A 22,460-nucleotide genomic window follows, 5' to 3' on the forward strand; every position below is an offset into this window, starting at 1 on the left:
GACACAATGACACAACAATTGATAAAACAGCCTAAAATCATACAAGCCAAGCACCATACCCTTAGTTATGAAGAAAAGACATTGGTCATGGGCATTTTAAATGTCACACCGGACTCTTTTTCAGATGGAGGAAAATTCAATCAAATGGATAAAGCGCTGGCTCATGCAGCGCAGCTCATAGAAGATGGGGCGCATATTATTGATATTGGCGGTGAATCGACTCGGCCGGGGGCGGCACTTGTCTCAGAGCAAGAGGAGCTTTCAAGGGTCATTCCTGTCATTGAGAAGATCACAAAAGAATTGGACATACCTATTTCTATTGATACGTATAAAGCCCCTGTCGCAGATGAGGCAGTGAAAGCAGGAGCCTCAATCATTAATGATGTATGGGGGGCGAAAGCTGATCCTCAAATGGCGCATGTGGCAGCGAAGCACAACGTGCCAATCATCTTAATGCACAATCGACCAGAGCGGAATTACACCCATCTGATTTCAGATATGATTGTAGATCTGAAAGAAAGTGTTCAAATTGTGAAACAAGCGGGTGTCCGTGATGACATGATTATATTAGACCCTGGTGTAGGATTTGCGAAAAATAAAACTGACAACCTCATGGTCATGAATGAACTTGAACATTTTTGCCACCTTGGGTATCCGCTGCTTCTAGCAACATCCCGCAAACGATTCATCGGTGCAGTTTTAGACCTGCCGCCTGAAGAACGTACTGAAGGAACGGGTGCGACGGTCTGTCTTGGGATTCAAAAGGGCAGCGCGATGGTCCGAGTGCATGATGTAAAAGAAATCGCAAGAATGGCAAAAATGATGGATGCCATGCTGAATAAAGGAGGCGCTTATCATCGATAAAGTATATGTAAACGGAATGGAATTTTACGGCTATCACGGTGTATTTGCAGAAGAGAATAAACTAGGCCAGCGCTTTCGTGTGGACCTAACAGCTTCACTTGATTTAAGTAAGGCAGGACAAACGGATGACCTAAATGAGACCATCAACTATGCTGAGCTCTACAACATCTGCAAAAATATTGTAGAAGGGGATCCGGTGAACCTCGTTGAAACGCTGACAGAAAGAATTGCAAACCAAGTGTTAAAGGACTTTCCGACAGTTCAAGAATGTACAGTAAAAGTAATCAAACCAGATCCGCCAATTCCAGGACACTATCAGTCCGTTGCTATTGAAATGACGAGATCACGCACATGAACAATACAGCATATATCGCTTTAGGCTCAAACATAGGAAAAAAGGAAACCTACTTAAAAGAAGCTGTCAAAAAACTTCACGAACACCCAGGTGTTCAAGTTGAATCCATTTCATCTATATATGAGACAACACCTGTAGGCTACGAGAATCAGGATGACTTCTTGAACATGGCTGTGAAGATTTCCACCTCGCTTCGTCCTGAAGAACTTCTATCACTGACTCAGAACATTGAGCAGGAGTTAGGCAGAACAAGAGAAGTGAGGTGGGGTCCGAGGACAGCTGACCTTGACATTTTACTTTATAATCGTGAAAATATTGAAACAGAACAACTTGTAGTGCCGCATCCTAGAATGTACGAACGTTTATTCGTTCTTGTTCCGATGAGTGAGATTTGCCCAGAAATCGGCGAAGCCCAGATAAACGCCGTAACAGACCAAGAAGGTGTAAGCATATGGAAAAAGACATGTGGGGTAGAAGAATTCGTGCATACCGAAAGCTAAAAGGGTATACTCAGGAAGGGTTCGCCAAAAGACTGGGCATCTCTGTCTCTGTCTTAGGGGAAATTGAGCGAGGCAATCGATTACCAACAAACCAAATGGTTGGTCAAATAGCAGATGCTTTAAATATAACGGTGGAAGAACTTTCACCAATACTTGAAGAAGAAAGGAGGGGACATGATGTTTAAAATCGGAGATATCGAAATTAAAAACAAAGTAGTGCTCGCACCAATGGCTGGTGTGTGTAACTCTGCTTTCAGACTCACTGTGAAAGAGTTTGGAGCGGGCTTAGTCTGCGCTGAAATGGTCAGTGACAAAGCGATCTTGATTAATAATGCCAGAACGATGGGCATGCTGTACATTGATGAACGTGAAAAACCGTTGAGCCTTCAGATATTTGGGGGAGAAAAGGACACGCTCGTAGAAGCGGCCAAGTTTGTAGACCAGAATACAACGGCGGACATTATTGATATTAATATGGGATGTCCTGTACCAAAGATCACGAAATGTGACGCAGGAGCGAAATGGCTGCTGGATCCTAATAAGATTTACGAAATGGTATCTGCAGTCGTAGAAGCTGTAGATAAACCTGTTACTGTGAAAATGAGAATGGGCTGGGACGAAGACCATATTTTCGCTATCGAAAATGCCCGTGCTGTTGAAAGGGCAGGCGGACAAGCCGTTGCCCTTCACGGACGGACCCGTGTACAGATGTACGAAGGAACGGCGAATTGGGATATCATGAAAGAAGTGAAACAATCTGTATCAATTCCTGTCATCGGGAATGGAGATGTCAAAACCCCTCAAGATGCAAAACGTATGCTTGATGAAACAGGTGTGGATGCTGTGATGATCGGAAGAGCCGCACTAGGAAACCCGTGGATGATTTACCGGACGGTTCATTATTTAGAAACGGGTGAACTAAAAGAAGAGCCTAATGTGCGTGAGAAAATGTCTGTGTGCAAACTTCACTTAGACAGACTCATAGACCTGAAAGGCGAGCATGTGGCTGTCAGAGAAATGAGAAAACATGCAGCATGGTACTTAAAAGGTGTCCGAGGCAATGCAGATGTAAGAAACCAAATCAATCAAAGTGAAACGAGAGCGGAGCTTGTAAAAGTTCTAGATGACTTTACGATCGAAGCCGAGGCAAAAGAGCTTCAAAGAATAAAAGTAGGATAAGACTATCTTTCTTTTTGTAGCTCACTGCTAGTGCACGTACTGGCAGTTTTTCTGCTTTTCTCTGCAAAATACATTATTGGAGTGATATAAATGAGTAATGAAGGGCTTAATAACGAAGAATTAAATGATCAATTCCAAGTAAGACGTGACAAAATGAATAAAATGAGAGAAGAGGGTATCGATCCATTCGGTGAACGATATGACCGTTCTCATCAATCTGCACAAATTATTGCTGAATATGACGAGTTTTCAAAAGAAGACTTAGAAGAAAAAGCAGCTCAAGTAACAATTGCTGGCCGTATGATGACAAAACGCGGAAAAGGGAAAGCTGGCTTTGCACACATTCAAGACTTAGAAGGACAAATTCAAATCTATGTACGTAAAGATAGTGTAGGAGAAGAAGCTTACGAATTATTCAAAAGCTCAGACCTAGGCGATATTATCGGTGTGACGGGAACCGTATTTAAAACGAATGTAGGAGAACTTTCAATTAAAGCGACTAGCTTTGAGGTTCTTACAAAAGCACTTCGCCCGCTCCCTGATAAATATCACGGACTAAAAGATGTAGAACAACGCTATCGTCAGCGTTACCTTGACTTGATTGTCAATCCAGAAAGTAAGCAGACGTTCATCATGCGAAGCAAAATCATTCAATCAATGAGAAGATACTTAGATTCAAAAGGATACCTAGAAGTTGAAACACCAACAATGCATAGCATCCCTGGTGGTGCATCAGCTCGTCCTTTCATTACTCATCACAATGCACTTGATATGCCGCTTTATATGCGTATTGCGATCGAGCTGCATTTAAAACGTCTAATTGTCGGTGGTCTAGAGAAAGTATACGAGATTGGTCGCGTATTCCGTAATGAAGGAGTCTCAACTCGTCATAACCCGGAATTTACTATGATTGAGCTTTATGAAGCATATGCAGACTATAAAGACATCATGAACCTAACGGAAAACTTGATTGCTCATATTGCCCAAGAGGTGCTGGGAACAACAACAATTCAATATGGAGAAGATCAAATTGATCTAAAACCTGAATGGAAGAGACTCCATATGGTTGAAGCAGTCAAAGAAGCGACAGGTGTAGACTTCTGGCAAGAGATGTCTGTAGAAGAAGCAAAACAGCATGCTGCTGATCACGGTGTTGAAATCACAAAAAACATGACAGTAGGTCATATTATCAATGAGTTCTTCGAGCAAAAAGTAGAAGAAACACTGGTTCAGCCTACTTTTATTTACGGGCACCCAGTCGAGATTTCTCCATTAGCTAAGAAAAATCCTGAAGACCCGCGCTTCACGGACCGCTTTGAGCTATTCATCGTGCGTCGCGAGCATGCAAATGCATTCACCGAGCTGAATGATCCAATCGACCAAAGAGAACGTTTTGAAGCTCAATTAAAAGAACGTGAAGAAGGAAATGACGAAGCGCATCTCATGGATGACGATTTTGTTGAAGCATTAGAATATGGCATGCCGCCAACAGGCGGACTAGGAATCGGTATCGACCGATTAATCATGCTACTAACAAATTCTCCATCAATCAGAGATGTACTGCTTTTCCCGCAAATGAGAAACCGTTAATACATCAACAAAAGCGCCATTTGATCTGTGGCGCTTTTTATTTTTCATAAAATGAAACTTTTTTTAAAAAAACTATTGCAAGAAAAGAATCCAGATGGTATATTATTATTCGTTGCCGCAAAACAGCAACGAGGTTGAAAAAAGAAAATGAAAAAAGTTCTTGACTTCAACCGAAGAAAAATGTTAAGATATTAAAGTCGCTTACGAGCGATAACGAAGATGATCTTTGAAAACTAAACAAGACAAAACGTACCTGTTAATTCGAGTTTTTATAAAAAAATCCTATGATACTTCATAGGTAGTCAGTCAAACTGGCGAAAAACAAAACTTCGGTTTTGTACTTTTTCGGAGAGTTTGATCCTGGCTCAGGACGAACGCTGGCGGCGTGCCTAATACATGCAAGTCGAGCGGACAGAAGGGAGCTTGCTCCCGGATGTTAGCGGCGGACGGGTGAGTAACACGTGGGTAACCTGCCTGTAAGACTGGGATAACTCCGGGAAACCGGAGCTAATACCGGATAGTTCCTTGAACCGCATGGTTCAAGGATGAAAGACGGTTTCGGCTGTCACTTACAGATGGACCCGCGGCGCATTAGCTAGTTGGTGAGGTAACGGCTCACCAAGGCGACGATGCGTAGCCGACCTGAGAGGGTGATCGGCCACACTGGGACTGAGACACGGCCCAGACTCCTACGGGAGGCAGCAGTAGGGAATCTTCCGCAATGGACGAAAGTCTGACGGAGCAACGCCGCGTGAGTGATGAAGGTTTTCGGATCGTAAAGCTCTGTTGTTAGGGAAGAACAAGTGCAAGAGTAACTGCTTGCACCTTGACGGTACCTAACCAGAAAGCCACGGCTAACTACGTGCCAGCAGCCGCGGTAATACGTAGGTGGCAAGCGTTGTCCGGAATTATTGGGCGTAAAGGGCTCGCAGGCGGTTTCTTAAGTCTGATGTGAAAGCCCCCGGCTCAACCGGGGAGGGTCATTGGAAACTGGGAAACTTGAGTGCAGAAGAGGAGAGTGGAATTCCACGTGTAGCGGTGAAATGCGTAGAGATGTGGAGGAACACCAGTGGCGAAGGCGACTCTCTGGTCTGTAACTGACGCTGAGGAGCGAAAGCGTGGGGAGCGAACAGGATTAGATACCCTGGTAGTCCACGCCGTAAACGATGAGTGCTAAGTGTTAGGGGGTTTCCGCCCCTTAGTGCTGCAGCTAACGCATTAAGCACTCCGCCTGGGGAGTACGGTCGCAAGACTGAAACTCAAAGGAATTGACGGGGGCCCGCACAAGCGGTGGAGCATGTGGTTTAATTCGAAGCAACGCGAAGAACCTTACCAGGTCTTGACATCCTCTGACAACCCTAGAGATAGGGCTTTCCCTTCGGGGACAGAGTGACAGGTGGTGCATGGTTGTCGTCAGCTCGTGTCGTGAGATGTTGGGTTAAGTCCCGCAACGAGCGCAACCCTTGATCTTAGTTGCCAGCATTTAGTTGGGCACTCTAAGGTGACTGCCGGTGACAAACCGGAGGAAGGTGGGGATGACGTCAAATCATCATGCCCCTTATGACCTGGGCTACACACGTGCTACAATGGACAGAACAAAGGGCTGCGAGACCGCAAGGTTTAGCCAATCCCACAAATCTGTTCTCAGTTCGGATCGCAGTCTGCAACTCGACTGCGTGAAGCTGGAATCGCTAGTAATCGCGGATCAGCATGCCGCGGTGAATACGTTCCCGGGCCTTGTACACACCGCCCGTCACACCACGAGAGTTTGCAACACCCGAAGTCGGTGAGGTAACCTTTATGGAGCCAGCCGCCGAAGGTGGGGCAGATGATTGGGGTGAAGTCGTAACAAGGTAGCCGTATCGGAAGGTGCGGCTGGATCACCTCCTTTCTAAGGATATATGGAGCAGCGTACGTTTTTCGTCTTGTTTAGTTTTGAAGGATCATTCCTTCAAACATGTCTCTAGCGAGACAGGATTGTTCTTTGAAAACTAGATAACAATAAGTAATACATTCACATTGAATGCAATGCAAAGTTCATCACACATAGTGATTCTTTCTAAAGTAAGAAATGGTTAAGTTAGAAAGGGCGCACGGTGGATGCCTTGGCACTAGGAGCCGATGAAGGACGGGACGAACACCGATATGCTTCGGGGAGCTGTAAGCAAGCTTTGATCCGGAGATTTCCGAATGGGGAAACCCACTGCTCGTAATGGAGTAGTATCCATACTTGAATACATAGAGTATGAGAAGGCATACCCGGGGAACTGAAACATCTAAGTACCCGGAGGAAGAGAAAGCAAATGCGATTCCCTGAGTAGCGGCGAGCGAAACGGGAACAGCCCAAACCAAGAGGCTTGCCTCTTGGGGTTGTAGGACACTCTATACGGAGTTACAAAGGAACGATATAAGCGAAGAGGTCTGGAAAGGCCCGCCAAAGAAGGTAACAGCCCTGTAACTGAAATGTTGTTCTCTCCAGAGTGGATCCTGAGTACGGCGGAACACGTGAAATTCCGTCGGAATCCGGGAGGACCATCTCCCAAGGCTAAATACTCCCTAGTGACCGATAGTGAACCAGTACCGTGAGGGAAAGGTGAAAAGCACCCCGGAAGGGGAGTGAAATAGATCCTGAAACCGTGTGCCTACAAGTAGTCAGAGCCCGTTAACGGGTGATGGCGTGCCTTTTGTAGAATGAACCGGCGAGTTACGATCCCGTGCAAGGTTAAGCAGAAGATGCGGAGCCGCAGCGAAAGCGAGTCTGAATAGGGCGCATGAGTACGTGGTCGTAGACCCGAAACCAGGTGATCTACCCATGTCCAGGGTGAAGTTCAGGTAACACTGAATGGAGGCCCGAACCCACGCACGTTGAAAAGTGCGGGGATGAGGTGTGGGTAGGGGTGAAATGCCAATCGAACCTGGAGATAGCTGGTTCTCTCCGAAATAGCTTTAGGGCTAGCCTCAAGGTAAGAGTCTCGGAGGTAGAGCACTGATTGGACTAGGGGCCCCTACCGGGTTACCGAATTCAGTCAAACTCCGAATGCCGATGACTTATCCTTGGGAGTCAGACTGCGAGTGATAAGATCCGTAGTCGAAAGGGAAACAGCCCAGACCGCCAGCTAAGGTCCCAAAGTATACGTTAAGTGGAAAAGGATGTGGAGTTGCTTAGACAACCAGGATGTTGGCTTAGAAGCAGCCACCATTTAAAGAGTGCGTAATAGCTCACTGGTCGAGTGACTCTGCGCCGAAAATGTACCGGGGCTAAACGTATCACCGAAGCTGCGGACTGTTCTTACGAACAGTGGTAGGAGAGCGTTCTAAGTGCAGTGAAGTCAGACCGGAAGGACTGGTGGAGCGCTTAGAAGTGAGAATGCCGGTATGAGTAGCGAAAGACGGGTGAGAATCCCGTCCACCGAATGCCTAAGGTTTCCTGAGGAAGGCTCGTCCGCTCAGGGTTAGTCGGGACCTAAGCCGAGGCCGAAAGGCGTAGGCGATGGACAACAGGTTGATATTCCTGTACCACCTCCTCACCATTTGAGCAATGGGGGGACGCAGGAGGATAGGGTAAGCGCGGTATTGGATATCCGCGTCCAAGCAGTTAGGCTGGGAAATAGGAAAATCCGTTTCCCGTGAAGGCTGAGCTGTGATGGCGAGCGAAATTTAGTAGCGAAGTTCCTGATTCCACACTGCCAAGAAAAGCCTCTAGCGAGGTGAGAGGTGCCCGTACCGCAAACCGACACAGGTAGGCGAGGAGAGAATCCTAAGGTGATCGAGAGAACTCTCGTTAAGGAACTCGGCAAAATGACCCCGTAACTTCGGGAGAAGGGGTGCTTCTTAGGGTGTTAAAGCCCCGAGAAGCCGCAGTGAATAGGCCCAGGCGACTGTTTAGCAAAAACACAGGTCTCTGCGAAGCCGTAAGGCGAAGTATAGGGGCTGACGCCTGCCCGGTGCTGGAAGGTTAAGAGGAGCGCTTAGCGTAAGCGAAGGTGCGAATTGAAGCCCCAGTAAACGGCGGCCGTAACTATAACGGTCCTAAGGTAGCGAAATTCCTTGTCGGGTAAGTTCCGACCCGCACGAAAGGCGCAACGATCTGGGCACTGTCTCAACGAGAGACTCGGTGAAATTATAGTACCTGTGAAGATGCAGGTTACCCGCGACAGGACGGAAAGACCCCGTGGAGCTTTACTGCAGCCTGATATTGAATGTTGGTACAGCTTGTACAGGATAGGTAGGAGCCTTGGAAACCGGAGCGCTAGCTTCGGTGGAGGCATCGGTGGGATACTACCCTGGCTGTATTGACCTTCTAACCCGCTGCCCTTATCGGGCAGGGAGACAGTGTCAGGTGGGCAGTTTGACTGGGGCGGTCGCCTCCTAAAATGTAACGGAGGCGCCCAAAGGTTCCCTCAGAATGGTTGGAAATCATTCGCAGAGTGTAAAGGCACAAGGGAGCTTGACTGCGAGACCTACAAGTCGAGCAGGGACGAAAGTCGGGCTTAGTGATCCGGTGGTTCCGCATGGAAGGGCCATCGCTCAACGGATAAAAGCTACCCCGGGGATAACAGGCTTATCTCCCCCAAGAGTCCACATCGACGGGGAGGTTTGGCACCTCGATGTCGGCTCATCGCATCCTGGGGCTGTAGTCGGTCCCAAGGGTTGGGCTGTTCGCCCATTAAAGCGGTACGCGAGCTGGGTTCAGAACGTCGTGAGACAGTTCGGTCCCTATCCGTCGCGGGCGCAGGAAATTTGAGAGGAGCTGTCCTTAGTACGAGAGGACCGGGATGGACGCACCGCTGGTGTACCAGTTGTTCTGCCAAGGGCATCGCTGGGTAGCTATGTGCGGACGGGATAAGTGCTGAAAGCATCTAAGCATGAAGCCCCCCTCAAGATGAGATTTCCCATTCCGCAAGGAAGTAAGATCCCTGAAAGATGATCAGGTTGATAGGTCTGAGGTGGAAGCGTGGTGACACGTGGAGCTGACAGATACTAATAGATCGAGGACTTAACCTATATTCTAATGTGAAAAATGAACATTGTTATCTAGTTTTGAGAGAACATTCTCTCCATCAGGTTTGGTGGCGATAGCGAAGAGGTCACACCCGTTCCCATACCGAACACGGAAGTTAAGCTCTTCAGCGCCGATGGTAGTTGGGGGTTTCCCCCTGTGAGAGTAGGACGCCGCCAAGCTTTTCAAAGGATCAGTTCCAGTCGGAACTGGTCTTTTTTGTGTTTCAATAAATGATATATCTATTTATAATGAAAATAGTGGTCTTTCACTACATTCTCAATAACTCATTCATTTCATCCCCTTCACTGGAATTCTAGACATTCTATAATATTCTTATCATCCAATCTCGTCGCTCGCTCATCTTGCTAAGAGTCAACATATCTAAAAAGGATCTTCTCCTCTGGCAACCATATGTAGCGAACTGCGCTTGCTGCTAGATCATTGAAACCTACATAAGAGAGCAAAGGGCATCTTGGATTGCTAATGAGAGAGAAGATGAAGATTTGAGTTAAGCACTACAATGTTTGATGAAGCAAAGGAACATTGAGACGAATTTTTGAAAAATGACCATGATCAATTTAATATAAAGCAATTATACAAAAATGGTTTCTCGGAAAAATAAAATAATAAAAAAATTCGTTTCTAAATGCACGTTATCTGAGGATATAAGGAATAAAACAAACATTTTTCAGCTTTAAAAGAGCTGTTTTTACATTGAAAAAGCGCTATTAATGCCTTTTTTAACAAAAAAACATAAAAAAATGAAAAAAAGACTTTTAAAATGAAGAAACAAGTGGTAAACTTCTTTAGGTGCCTTAACGAAAAGGTTTGAAAAAACAGATTTAAAATAAATTCAAAAATTATTTTAAAAAAGTCTTTACAAACAATATCTTATCGTTATATAATACTATTTGTCAGATCGAGAGACATTCGAAACGACACAATATGGAGGATTAGCTCAGCTGGGAGAGCATCTGCCTTACAAGCAGAGGGTCGGCGGTTCGAGCCCGTCATCCTCCACCATATTTATTCTTACATAATGTTAGGATAGATAAAGCCGGTGTAGCTCAACTGGTAGAGCAACTGACTTGTAATCAGTAGGTTGGGGGTTCAAGTCCTCTTGCCGGCACCACTTTCATATGGTAAGATAGACAAGTCGCTTTAAAAGCGAGCCATTAGCTCAGTTGGTAGAGCATCTGACTTTTAATCAGAGGGTCGAAGGTTCGAGTCCTTCATGGCTCACCATTTTCATGCGGGTGTGGCGGAATTGGCAGACGCGCTAGACTTAGGATCTAGTGTCTTTATGACGTGGGGGTTCAAGTCCCTTCACCCGCATTGCCAAACAACATAAAGAAATCCTGTAATGCGGAAGTAGTTCAGTGGTAGAACACCACCTTGCCAAGGTGGGGGTCGCGGGTTCGAATCCCGTCTTCCGCTTATACCATCCACGCCGGGGTGGTGGAATTGGCAGACACACAGGACTTAAAATCCTGCGGTAGGTGACTACCGTGCCGGTTCAAGTCCGGCCCTCGGCATTATAAAATAAGCGCCCGTAGCTCAATTGGATAGAGCGTTTGACTACGGATCAAAAGGTTAGGGGTTCGACTCCTCTCGGGCGCGCCATTAAGATCGGGAAGTAGCTCAGCTTGGTAGAGCACTTGGTTTGGGACCAAGGGGTCGCAGGTTCGAATCCTGTCTTCCCGACCATCTTTTATGGGGCCTTAGCTCAGCTGGGAGAGCGCCTGCCTTGCACGCAGGAGGTCAGCGGTTCGATCCCGCTAGGCTCCACCAATATGATCTTTGAAAACTAAACAAGACAAAACGTACCTGTTAATTCGAGTTTTTATAAAAAAATCCTATGATACTTCATAGGTAGTCAGTCAAACTGGCGAAAAACAAAACTTCGGTTTTGTACTTTTTCGGAGAGTTTGATCCTGGCTCAGGACGAACGCTGGCGGCGTGCCTAATACATGCAAGTCGAGCGGACAGAAGGGAGCTTGCTCCCGGATGTTAGCGGCGGACGGGTGAGTAACACGTGGGTAACCTGCCTGTAAGACTGGGATAACTCCGGGAAACCGGAGCTAATACCGGATAGTTCCTTGAACCGCATGGTTCAAGGATGAAAGACGGTTTCGGCTGTCACTTACAGATGGACCCGCGGCGCATTAGCTAGTTGGTGAGGTAACGGCTCACCAAGGCGACGATGCGTAGCCGACCTGAGAGGGTGATCGGCCACACTGGGACTGAGACACGGCCCAGACTCCTACGGGAGGCAGCAGTAGGGAATCTTCCGCAATGGACGAAAGTCTGACGGAGCAACGCCGCGTGAGTGATGAAGGTTTTCGGATCGTAAAGCTCTGTTGTTAGGGAAGAACAAGTGCAAGAGTAACTGCTTGCACCTTGACGGTACCTAACCAGAAAGCCACGGCTAACTACGTGCCAGCAGCCGCGGTAATACGTAGGTGGCAAGCGTTGTCCGGAATTATTGGGCGTAAAGGGCTCGCAGGCGGTTTCTTAAGTCTGATGTGAAAGCCCCCGGCTCAACCGGGGAGGGTCATTGGAAACTGGGAAACTTGAGTGCAGAAGAGGAGAGTGGAATTCCACGTGTAGCGGTGAAATGCGTAGAGATGTGGAGGAACACCAGTGGCGAAGGCGACTCTCTGGTCTGTAACTGACGCTGAGGAGCGAAAGCGTGGGGAGCGAACAGGATTAGATACCCTGGTAGTCCACGCCGTAAACGATGAGTGCTAAGTGTTAGGGGGTTTCCGCCCCTTAGTGCTGCAGCTAACGCATTAAGCACTCCGCCTGGGGAGTACGGTCGCAAGACTGAAACTCAAAGGAATTGACGGGGGCCCGCACAAGCGGTGGAGCATGTGGTTTAATTCGAAGCAACGCGAAGAACCTTACCAGGTCTTGACATCCTCTGACAACCCTAGAGATAGGGCTTTCCCTTCGGGGACAGAGTGACAGGTGGTGCATGGTTGTCGTCAGCTCGTGTCGTGAGATGTTGGGTTAAGTCCCGCAACGAGCGCAACCCTTGATCTTAGTTGCCAGCATTTAGTTGGGCACTCTAAGGTGACTGCCGGTGACAAACCGGAGGAAGGTGGGGATGACGTCAAATCATCATGCCCCTTATGACCTGGGCTACACACGTGCTACAATGGACAGAACAAAGGGCTGCGAGACCGCAAGGTTTAGCCAATCCCACAAATCTGTTCTCAGTTCGGATCGCAGTCTGCAACTCGACTGCGTGAAGCTGGAATCGCTAGTAATCGCGGATCAGCATGCCGCGGTGAATACGTTCCCGGGCCTTGTACACACCGCCCGTCACACCACGAGAGTTTGCAACACCCGAAGTCGGTGAGGTAACCTTTATGGAGCCAGCCGCCGAAGGTGGGGCAGATGATTGGGGTGAAGTCGTAACAAGGTAGCCGTATCGGAAGGTGCGGCTGGATCACCTCCTTTCTAAGGATATATGGAGCAGCGTACGTTTTTCGTCTTGTTTAGTTTTGAAGGATCATTCCTTCAAACATGTCTCTAGCGAGACAGGATTGTTCTTTGAAAACTAGATAACAATAAGTAATACATTCACATTGAATGCAATGCAAAGTTCATCACACATAGTGATTCTTTCTAAAGTAAGAAATGGTTAAGTTAGAAAGGGCGCACGGTGGATGCCTTGGCACTAGGAGCCGATGAAGGACGGGACGAACACCGATATGCTTCGGGGAGCTGTAAGCAAGCTTTGATCCGGAGATTTCCGAATGGGGAAACCCACTGCTCGTAATGGAGTAGTATCCATACTTGAATACATAGAGTATGAGAAGGCATACCCGGGGAACTGAAACATCTAAGTACCCGGAGGAAGAGAAAGCAAATGCGATTCCCTGAGTAGCGGCGAGCGAAACGGGAACAGCCCAAACCAAGAGGCTTGCCTCTTGGGGTTGTAGGACACTCTATACGGAGTTACAAAGGAACGATATAAGCGAAGAGGTCTGGAAAGGCCCGCCAAAGAAGGTAACAGCCCTGTAACTGAAATGTTGTTCTCTCCAGAGTGGATCCTGAGTACGGCGGAACACGTGAAATTCCGTCGGAATCCGGGAGGACCATCTCCCAAGGCTAAATACTCCCTAGTGACCGATAGTGAACCAGTACCGTGAGGGAAAGGTGAAAAGCACCCCGGAAGGGGAGTGAAATAGATCCTGAAACCGTGTGCCTACAAGTAGTCAGAGCCCGTTAACGGGTGATGGCGTGCCTTTTGTAGAATGAACCGGCGAGTTACGATCCCGTGCAAGGTTAAGCAGAAGATGCGGAGCCGCAGCGAAAGCGAGTCTGAATAGGGCGCATGAGTACGTGGTCGTAGACCCGAAACCAGGTGATCTACCCATGTCCAGGGTGAAGTTCAGGTAACACTGAATGGAGGCCCGAACCCACGCACGTTGAAAAGTGCGGGGATGAGGTGTGGGTAGGGGTGAAATGCCAATCGAACCTGGAGATAGCTGGTTCTCTCCGAAATAGCTTTAGGGCTAGCCTCAAGGTAAGAGTCTCGGAGGTAGAGCACTGATTGGACTAGGGGCCCCTACCGGGTTACCGAATTCAGTCAAACTCCGAATGCCGATGACTTATCCTTGGGAGTCAGACTGCGAGTGATAAGATCCGTAGTCGAAAGGGAAACAGCCCAGACCGCCAGCTAAGGTCCCAAAGTATACGTTAAGTGGAAAAGGATGTGGAGTTGCTTAGACAACCAGGATGTTGGCTTAGAAGCAGCCACCATTTAAAGAGTGCGTAATAGCTCACTGGTCGAGTGACTCTGCGCCGAAAATGTACCGGGGCTAAACGTATCACCGAAGCTGCGGACTGTTCTTACGAACAGTGGTAGGAGAGCGTTCTAAGTGCAGTGAAGTCAGACCGGAAGGACTGGTGGAGCGCTTAGAAGTGAGAATGCCGGTATGAGTAGCGAAAGACGGGTGAGAATCCCGTCCACCGAATGCCTAAGGTTTCCTGAGGAAGGCTCGTCCGCTCAGGGTTAGTCGGGACCTAAGCCGAGGCCGAAAGGCGTAGGCGATGGACAACAGGTTGATATTCCTGTACCACCTCCTCACCATTTGAGCAATGGGGGGACGCAGGAGGATAGGGTAAGCGCGGTATTGGATATCCGCGTCCAAGCAGTTAGGCTGGGAAATAGGAAAATCCGTTTCCCGTGAAGGCTGAGCTGTGATGGCGAGCGAAATTTAGTAGCGAAGTTCCTGATTCCACACTGCCAAGAAAAGCCTCTAGCGAGGTGAGAGGTGCCCGTACCGCAAACCGACACAGGTAGGCGAGGAGAGAATCCTAAGGTGATCGAGAGAACTCTCGTTAAGGAACTCGGCAAAATGACCCCGTAACTTCGGGAGAAGGGGTGCTTCTTAGGGTGTTAAAGCCCCGAGAAGCCGCAGTGAATAGGCCCAGGCGACTGTTTAGCAAAAACACAGGTCTCTGCGAAGCCGTAAGGCGAAGTATAGGGGCTGACGCCTGCCCGGTGCTGGAAGGTTAAGAGGAGCGCTTAGCGTAAGCGAAGGTGCGAATTGAAGCCCCAGTAAACGGCGGCCGTAACTATAACGGTCCTAAGGTAGCGAAATTCCTTGTCGGGTAAGTTCCGACCCGCACGAAAGGCGCAACGATCTGGGCACTGTCTCAACGAGAGACTCGGTGAAATTATAGTACCTGTGAAGATGCAGGTTACCCGCGACAGGACGGAAAGACCCCGTGGAGCTTTACTGCAGCCTGATATTGAATGTTGGTACAGCTTGTACAGGATAGGTAGGAGCCTTGGAAACCGGAGCGCTAGCTTCGGTGGAGGCATCGGTGGGATACTACCCTGGCTGTATTGACCTTCTAACCCGCTGCCCTTATCGGGCAGGGAGACAGTGTCAGGTGGGCAGTTTGACTGGGGCGGTCGCCTCCTAAAATGTAACGGAGGCGCCCAAAGGTTCCCTCAGAATGGTTGGAAATCATTCGCAGAGTGTAAAGGCACAAGGGAGCTTGACTGCGAGACCTACAAGTCGAGCAGGGACGAAAGTCGGGCTTAGTGATCCGGTGGTTCCGCATGGAAGGGCCATCGCTCAACGGATAAAAGCTACCCCGGGGATAACAGGCTTATCTCCCCCAAGAGTCCACATCGACGGGGAGGTTTGGCACCTCGATGTCGGCTCATCGCATCCTGGGGCTGTAGTCGGTCCCAAGGGTTGGGCTGTTCGCCCATTAAAGCGGTACGCGAGCTGGGTTCAGAACGTCGTGAGACAGTTCGGTCCCTATCCGTCGCGGGCGCAGGAAATTTGAGAGGAGCTGTCCTTAGTACGAGAGGACCGGGATGGACGCACCGCTGGTGTACCAGTTGTTCTGCCAAGGGCATCGCTGGGTAGCTATGTGCGGACGGGATAAGTGCTGAAAGCATCTAAGCATGAAGCCCCCCTCAAGATGAGATTTCCCATTCCGCAAGGAAGTAAGATCCCTGAAAGATGATCAGGTTGATAGGTCTGAGGTGGAAGCGTGGTGACACGTGGAGCTGACAGATACTAATAGATCGAGGACTTAACCTATATTCTAATGTGAAAAATGAACATTGTTATCTAGTTTTGAGAGAACATTCTCTCCATCAGGTTTGGTGGCGATAGCGAAGAGGTCACACCCGTTCCCATACCGAACACGGAAGTTAAGCTCTTCAGCGCCGATGGTAGTTGGGGGTTTCCCCCTGTGAGAGTAGGACGCCGCCAAGCTTTTCAAAGGATCAGTTCCAGTCGGAACTGGTCTTTTTTGTGTTTTTGGGACGTTTGGCACCAGATAAATGTGGAAATAATATTGTTAGTTGAGCGATTATCTTGAAAAATCGATCGAAAAAATTTATAGTAAGATTAAAGTCAAATATAGTCAAAGTCAATGGAGGAGGAGGCGGAGTGGCACAAAATATTTCTGATATCATCGAACAGTATTTGAAGGAAGTCTTGGATCAGAATGGTCGAGAAATATTAGAAATTAAACGCAATGAAATTGCAGATAAGTTTCAATGCGTACCTTCACAAATTAACTATGTTATCAATACACGCTTTACGAGCGAAAGAGGTTATATCGTCGAAAGTAAGCGTGGCGGCGGTGGCTATATCCGTATCATTAAAGTCAAAATGAATGATGAAGTCGATTTATTGAACAACATTATTTCCCAAATATATCATCGTTTATCACAGGCTGCATCTGATCATATCATCATGCGTCTTGTTGAGAACAACATTTTATCTGAAAGAGAAGCAAAGATGATGATTAGTGTCATGGACCGTTCTGTTTTACACATTGATTTACCTGAACGAGATGAACTGCGGGCTCGGATGATGAAAGCGATGTTAAATGCTTTGAAATTAAAGTAAAGCGGGTGAAAAGATTGATTTGTCAAGAATGCAATGAGAGACCAGCCACTTTTCACTTTACGAAAGTAATAAATGGAGAAAAACAAGAAATGCACATATGTGAACAATGTGCAAAAGAAAACAGTGATTCATATGCTATGAGTGGAAACCAAGGTTTCTCGATTCACAACTTATTATCAGGCTTATTGAATATTGATCCTAGCTTTACCACAAGTGCGAATAAAGGATCATCTATTTTTCAAGAGGCAAGAGAAGTGGATCAATGTCCTAAGTGTGGCTTAACTTTTCAGCAATTCAGGAAAACAGGCCGTTTTGGCTGTGCAGAATGTTATCGAACCTTTGATCAGTATTTAAATCCTGTTTTAAGGAAAGTCCATAGTGGAAATACAGTCCATAATGGAAAAGTCCCTAAACGGATTGCCGGCAGTCTGCATGTTCGCCGGAAACTTGAGTTAATGCAGCAAGAACTAAAGCAGCTGATTGAACAGGAAGAGTTTGAAAAAGCAGCGGAAGTTCGAGATCAAATTCGTGCATTAGAGCATGAGCAATCTCAGCAGAGGGAGGGAGATTAACGACATGTCGCTCCAGCATTTTATTCAAGACGCATTAAGTCAATGGATGAAACAGAAAGGACCAGAAAGTGACATTGTTCTAAGCAGTCGTATTCGGCTGGCACGCAACCTAGAGCATGTTCGTTTCCCAACTCAGTTTTCTCAAGAGGAGGCTGAAGCTGTTCTTCAGCAATTCGAGCAAAAGTTTGTGAGCCAGGAAGTGAAGGACATTGGAAACTTTGTTCTGATTCGAATGAATGAAACGCAGCCTTTGGCTAAAAGGGTACTTGTTGAAAAGCATTTGATTAGCCCCAATTTAGCAGAATCAAGATTTGGCGGCTGTTTGCTTTCAGAAAATGAAGAAATCAGTGTCATGCTGAATGAGGAAGACCATATTCGTATTCAATGCTTGTTCCCAGGATTTCAGCTGGCCAATGCACTAAAAGCAGCTAACCAAATAGATGACTGGATTGAAGAGCAAGTGGATTATGCGTTTTCTGAAAAGCGAGGATACTTAACGAGCTGTCCGACCAATGTAGGTACAGGTATTAGGGCTTCAGTCATGATGCACTTACCAGCATTAGCCCTGACAAGACAAATGAATCGCATTATTCCTGCAATTAATCAATTAGGTCTTGTGGTCAGAGGAATTTATGGTGAGGGTAGCGAAGCAATAGGAAACATCTTTCAAATTTCAAATCAAATGACACTGGGTCAATCAGAAGAAGATATTGTAGATGACTTGAATAGTGTGACGGCGCAGCTCATTGAACAAGAGCGATCTGCACGTAAGGCATTATATCAGACGTCTAAAATTGAACTTGAAGACAGAGTGTACCGTTCCTTGGGGATTTTGGCTAATTGCCGCATGATTGAATCTAAGGAAACGGCTAAGTGTTTGTCAGATGTGCGACTTGGAATTGATTTAGGTATCATTAAGGGGCTTTCAAGTAATATACTGAATGAACTCATGATTTTGACACAGCCTGGCTTCCTTCAGCAATATTCAGGAGGAGCCTTGGAACCAAATGAAAGAGATATAAAACGAGCAGCAATTATCAGAGAAAGGCTGCGCTTAGAAATGCATAGGAATGGACAGGAGGATGAAACGATATGATGTTTGGAAGATTCACTGAAAGAGCTCAAAAGGTATTAGCACTTGCACAAGAAGAAGCCATTCGCCTAGGCCATAAGAACATCGGAACAGAGCATATTTTACTTGGTCTTGTACGTGAAGGTGAGGGTATCGCCGCAAAAGCATTAGAAGCACTGGGCCTTGTTTCAGATAAAATCCAAAAAGAAGTCGAGAGCTTGATTGGAAGAGGGCAAGAGGTGTCTCAAGCTATTCCTCATTACACACCTAGAGCGAAGAAGGTTACGGAGCTTTCTATGGATGAAGCGAGAAAGCTGGGTCATTCCTATGTAGGAACAGAACATATTCTTTTAGGTCTTATTCGTGAGGGAGAGGGTGTAGCTGCCCGTGTCTTAAATAACCTCGGAGTAAGCTTAAATAAAGCACGCCAGCAAGTATTGCAGCTTCTAGGCAGCAATGAAACGGGTGCATCTGCGGCAGGATCTAATAGCAATGCCAATACACCAACTTTAGATAGCCTGGCAAGAGACTTAACGGCTATTGCGAAAGAGGACAGCTTGGACCCTGTGATTGGCCGTAGCAAAGAAATCCAGCGTGTCATTGAGGTATTAAGTAGAAGAACAAAGAATAACCCTGTGCTGATTGGAGAGCCTGGTGTTGGTAAAACAGCGATCGCAGAAGGCCTCGCACAGCAAATTATTCACAACGAAGTGCCTGAAATTCTGCGTGATAAACGAGTCATGACACTTGATATGGGAACCGTTGTAGCGGGAACGAAATATCGTGGTGAATTCGAGGATCGTTTGAAAAAAGTCATGGACGAAATCCGTCAGGCTGGAAATATCATTCTCTTCATTGATGAGCTTCATACACTGATTGGTGCAGGAGGAGCAGAGGGTGCGATTGATGCCTCTAATATTCTAAAACCATCTTTAGCACGTGGTGAGCTTCAATGTATCGGGGCAACAACGTTAGATGAATACCGTAAATATATTGAAAAAGATGCTGCGCTTGAACGCCGATTCCAGCCAATTCAAGTGGATCAGCCGTCTGTTGATGAAAGTATTCAAATTTTAAGAGGGCTTAGAGACCGTTATGAAGCACATCACCGTGTATCTATTACAGATGAAGCCATTGAGGCGGCGGTAAAGCTTTCTGATCGTTATATCTCCGATCGTTTCCTTCCAGATAAGGCGATCGACTTAATTGATGAGGCAGGTTCAAAAGTTCGCTTACGTTCATTCACAACACCGCCTAATCTAAAGGAACTTGAGCAAAAGCTGGATGAAGTACGCAAGGAAAAGGATGCAGCTGTTCAAAGTCAAGAATTTGAAAAAGCCGCTTCTCTTCGTGATACGGAGCAACGTTTGCGCGAAAAGGTAGAAGTGACGAAGAAATCTTGGAAAGAAAAGCAGGGACAAGAGAATTCAGAGGTATCTGTTGATGATATCGCAATGGTTGTTTCTAGCTGGACGGGTGTACCTGTTTCGAAAATTGCTCAAACAGAAACAGATAAGCTCCTGAACATGGAACAATTGCTCCACTCTCGCGTCATTGGACAGGATGAAGCAGTTGTTGCTGTTGCAAAAGCTGTAAGACGTGCCCGTGCTGGACTAAAAGATCCGAAACGTCCGATTGGCTCCTTTATTTTCTTAGGGCCAACAGGTGTTGGTAAGACTGAGCTTGCAAGAGCACTCGCTGAGTCTATCTTCGGTGATGAAGAAGCGATGATTCGTATTGATATGTCCGAGTACATGGAAAAACACTCGACTTCAAGACTTGTTGGATCACCTCCAGGCTATGTGGGTTATGATGAGGGCGGTCAGCTGACTGAAAAAGTGAGAAGAAAGCCGTATTCTGTCGTGCTTCTAGATGAGATTGAAAAGGCGCACCCTGATGTGTTTAACATCTTACTTCAAGTGTTAGAAGATGGTCGTCTCACTGATTCTAAAGGTCGTACCGTTGACTTTAGAAATACGATCTTGATTATGACTTCAAACGTTGGAGCTAGTGAGCTGAAGCGCAATAAATATGTTGGCTTTAACGTGCAGGATGAAAGTCAAAATTACAAAGATATGAAAGGCAAAGTAATGGGTGAGTTGAAACGTGCGTTTAGACCGGAGTTCATCAACCGTATTGATGAAATCATTGTCTTCCACTCACTCGAAAAGAAACATCTAAAAGAGATTGTGTCTCTCATGTCTGATCAATTGACAAAACGACTAAAAGAGCAGGACCTTTCAATTGAATTGACGGAAGCAGCAAAAGCCAAGATTGCCGACGAAGGCGTAGATCTTGAGTATGGTGCTCGTCCGCTAAGAAGAGCGATTCAAAAGCACGTCGAGGATCGACTTTCTGAGGAATTGCTGAAAGGCAATATTGAGAAGGGCCAACATATCGTATTAGATGTAGAAGATGGAGAAATTGTCGTAAAAGCAACGGCTGCTACGAACTAATATAGTAAGAAAAAAGTGTGAGGCATACCAGTAAGTTGGATGCCTCCCTTTACTTATTTTCTGACCAGTATAAGGAGTTGTATTCTTCAATCTATGGCTAAGTCAAAATCAAAATTTATATGCCAATCGTGCGGTTATGAGTCAGCCAAATGGATGGGGAAATGTCCCGGCTGCGGCACTTGGAACAGTATGACAGAAGAGGTCGTTCGTAAAGAGCCGGCAAATCGTCGAAGTGCGTTTAATCATTCTGTTCAAACCATTCAAAAACCTTCACCTATATCTGCAATTGAAACATCCGAAGAACCCCGAATTAAAACGAATTTAGAAGAATTTAACCGAGTATTAGGAAGTGGAATTGTCAAAGGTTCACTCGTTCTTATTGGCGGTGATCCTGGGATTGGGAAGTCCACACTATTATTACAAGTTTCAGCACAGCTATCAGATCAAAATCAGAATGTGTTATACATATCTGGTGAGGAATCAATCAAACAAACGAAGCTTAGGGCGGACCGTCTAGGTATTGAAAGTGCCTCTTTACATGTTTTGGCTGAAACCGATATGGAGTATATAACGTCTGCTATACAAGAGATGAAACCCGCTTTTGTGGTGGTGGATTCAATTCAAACTGTTTATCAAAGCGATATCACGTCAGCTCCTGGATCTGTTTCTCAGGTGAGGGAATGCACTGCACAGCTGATGAAAATTGCCAAGACGAATGGTATTCCTATTTTTATTGTTGGTCATGTGACGAAGGAAGGCTCGATTGCTGGGCCGCGCCTTTTAGAGCATATGGTGGATACAGTTCTTTATTTTGAAGGGGAGCGCCATCATACGTTTCGTATTTTACGGGCAGTGAAAAACCGTTTTGGTTCAACGAATGAATTAGGGATTTTTGAAATGAGAGAGGAAGGGCTCACAGAGGTATTAAACCCATCAGAAATCTTCTTAGAAGAGCGGTCAGCAGGTGTATCTGGATCGTGTGTTGTTGCCTCAATGGAAGGAACAAGACCTGTTCTAGTGGAGATACAAGCACTTATTTCACCGACAAGCTTTGGGAATCCACGGAGAATGGCTACTGGCCTTGATCATAACCGAGTGTCATTGCTTATGGCCGTTTTAGAAAAACGGGTAGGGCTGCTGCTGCAAAACCAAGATGCCTATTTAAAGGTCGCAGGTGGTGTGAAACTTGACGAACCAGCGATTGATTTGGCTATTGCCGTCAGTATTGCATCAAGCTTTAAAGATGCAGCGCCGCATCAAGCAGATTGCTTTATAGGAGAAGTGGGTCTGACGGGAGAAGTCAGAAGAGTATCAAGAATTGAACAACGTGTGCAGGAAGCTGCTAAACTAGGATTTAAACGAATGTTTATTCCTCAGGCGAATATAGATGGATGGAAAAAACCGAGAGGGATTGAATTAGTAGGTGTAGAAAATGTAGCAGAGGCACTTCGTATTTCACTAGGGGGATCATAG

The 22,460-nt window shown here is 46.6% G+C and carries 11 protein-coding genes, 9 tRNA genes and 6 rRNA genes; all 26 read left to right on the forward strand.

Annotated features, from left to right (window positions below):
- Positions 1-6 precede the first annotated feature (6 nt).
- The 26 genes from folP to radA all read left to right on the forward strand — a co-directional run bounded on the left by folP (position 7) and on the right by radA (position 22,460).
- Positions 7-864, forward strand: coding sequence for a dihydropteroate synthase (folP, locus tag MHI41_RS00465; RefSeq protein ID WP_270110019.1), 858 nt, complete (start codon positions 7-9; stop codon positions 862-864).
- Positions 857-1,219 (forward strand): dihydroneopterin aldolase, encoded by a 363-nt coding sequence (gene folB, locus MHI41_RS00470; protein WP_081298188.1) that lies wholly within the window; start codon positions 857-859, stop codon positions 1,217-1,219. Before folP ends, folB begins: the two co-directional genes overlap by 8 nt.
- Positions 1,216-1,719, forward strand: a complete 504-nt coding sequence (gene folK / locus MHI41_RS00475; RefSeq protein ID WP_007496156.1) for a 2-amino-4-hydroxy-6-hydroxymethyldihydropteridine diphosphokinase — start codon at positions 1,216-1,218, stop codon at positions 1,717-1,719. Before folB ends, folK begins: the two co-directional genes overlap by 4 nt.
- Entirely contained in the window at positions 1,671-1,904 is a 234-nt protein-coding gene (locus MHI41_RS00480; RefSeq protein ID WP_008341798.1) for a helix-turn-helix transcriptional regulator, read from the forward strand. The genes folK and MHI41_RS00480 overlap by 49 nt, the downstream gene beginning before the upstream one ends.
- A complete protein-coding gene (gene dusB, locus MHI41_RS00485) occupies positions 1,897-2,898 on the forward strand; it encodes a tRNA dihydrouridine synthase DusB (protein WP_017366449.1) in 1,002 nt (333 codons plus the stop codon). The genes MHI41_RS00480 and dusB overlap by 8 nt, the downstream gene beginning before the upstream one ends.
- A gap of 90 nt (positions 2,899-2,988) precedes the next feature.
- On the forward strand, positions 2,989-4,488 hold the full coding sequence (lysS, locus tag MHI41_RS00490; RefSeq protein ID WP_281215973.1) for a lysine--tRNA ligase: 1,500 nt from the start codon (positions 2,989-2,991) through the stop codon (positions 4,486-4,488).
- 342 nt (positions 4,489-4,830) lie between these two features.
- Positions 4,831-6,379 (forward strand): 16S ribosomal RNA (locus tag MHI41_RS00495).
- 182 nt (positions 6,380-6,561) lie between these two features.
- Positions 6,562-9,492: ribosomal RNA gene (locus MHI41_RS00500) — 23S ribosomal RNA — on the forward strand.
- Positions 9,493-9,553: 61 nt separating this feature from the next.
- Positions 9,554-9,669 (forward strand): 5S ribosomal RNA (gene rrf / locus MHI41_RS00505).
- 768 nt (positions 9,670-10,437) lie between these two features.
- Positions 10,438-10,513: transfer RNA gene (locus MHI41_RS00510), tRNA-Val, on the forward strand.
- A 33-nt stretch (positions 10,514-10,546) separates the two neighbouring features.
- Positions 10,547-10,622 (forward strand) — tRNA-Thr (locus tag MHI41_RS00515).
- 37 nt (positions 10,623-10,659) lie between these two features.
- Positions 10,660-10,735: transfer RNA gene (locus MHI41_RS00520), tRNA-Lys, on the forward strand.
- Positions 10,736-10,742: 7 nt separating this feature from the next.
- Positions 10,743-10,825 (forward strand) — tRNA-Leu (locus tag MHI41_RS00525).
- 30 nt (positions 10,826-10,855) lie between these two features.
- A tRNA-Gly gene (locus tag MHI41_RS00530) sits at positions 10,856-10,927 on the forward strand.
- Positions 10,928-10,939: 12 nt separating this feature from the next.
- Positions 10,940-11,025: transfer RNA gene (locus MHI41_RS00535), tRNA-Leu, on the forward strand.
- Positions 11,026-11,036: 11 nt separating this feature from the next.
- Positions 11,037-11,113, forward strand: a tRNA-Arg gene (locus MHI41_RS00540).
- Positions 11,114-11,120: 7 nt separating this feature from the next.
- A tRNA-Pro gene (locus MHI41_RS00545) sits at positions 11,121-11,197 on the forward strand.
- 8 nt (positions 11,198-11,205) lie between these two features.
- Positions 11,206-11,281, forward strand: a tRNA-Ala gene (locus MHI41_RS00550).
- A 125-nt stretch (positions 11,282-11,406) separates the two neighbouring features.
- Positions 11,407-12,955, forward strand: a 16S ribosomal RNA gene (locus MHI41_RS00555).
- Positions 12,956-13,137: 182 nt separating this feature from the next.
- Positions 13,138-16,068, forward strand: a 23S ribosomal RNA gene (locus MHI41_RS00560).
- 61 nt (positions 16,069-16,129) lie between these two features.
- A 5S ribosomal RNA gene (rrf, locus tag MHI41_RS00565) occupies positions 16,130-16,245 on the forward strand.
- Together the 16S, 23S and 5S rRNA genes with 9 tRNA genes alongside form the textbook arrangement of a ribosomal RNA operon.
- A gap of 177 nt (positions 16,246-16,422) precedes the next feature.
- The gene (locus tag MHI41_RS00570; RefSeq protein ID WP_003217184.1) at positions 16,423-16,887 is read left to right on the forward strand and encodes a CtsR family transcriptional regulator; all 465 of its coding nucleotides are present in this window, start codon (positions 16,423-16,425) and stop codon (positions 16,885-16,887) included.
- 14 nt (positions 16,888-16,901) lie between these two features.
- Positions 16,902-17,459 (forward strand): UvrB/UvrC motif-containing protein, encoded by a 558-nt coding sequence (locus MHI41_RS00575; protein WP_007496258.1) that lies wholly within the window; start codon positions 16,902-16,904, stop codon positions 17,457-17,459.
- 4 nt (positions 17,460-17,463) lie between these two features.
- Positions 17,464-18,555, forward strand: coding sequence for a protein arginine kinase (locus MHI41_RS00580; protein ID WP_017366451.1), 1,092 nt, complete (start codon positions 17,464-17,466; stop codon positions 18,553-18,555).
- Positions 18,552-20,987 (forward strand): ATP-dependent protease ATP-binding subunit ClpC, encoded by a 2,436-nt coding sequence (gene clpC / locus MHI41_RS00585; RefSeq protein ID WP_007496263.1) that lies wholly within the window; start codon positions 18,552-18,554, stop codon positions 20,985-20,987. Before MHI41_RS00580 ends, clpC begins: the two co-directional genes overlap by 4 nt.
- Before the next feature lie 93 nt (positions 20,988-21,080).
- Entirely contained in the window at positions 21,081-22,460 is a 1,380-nt protein-coding gene (gene radA, locus MHI41_RS00590; protein WP_017359160.1) for a DNA repair protein RadA, read from the forward strand.

The organism is Bacillus sp. FSL M7-0307 (assembly GCF_038627835.1).
Lineage (GTDB): Bacteria > Bacillota > Bacilli > Bacillales > Bacillaceae > Bacillus > Bacillus altitudinis.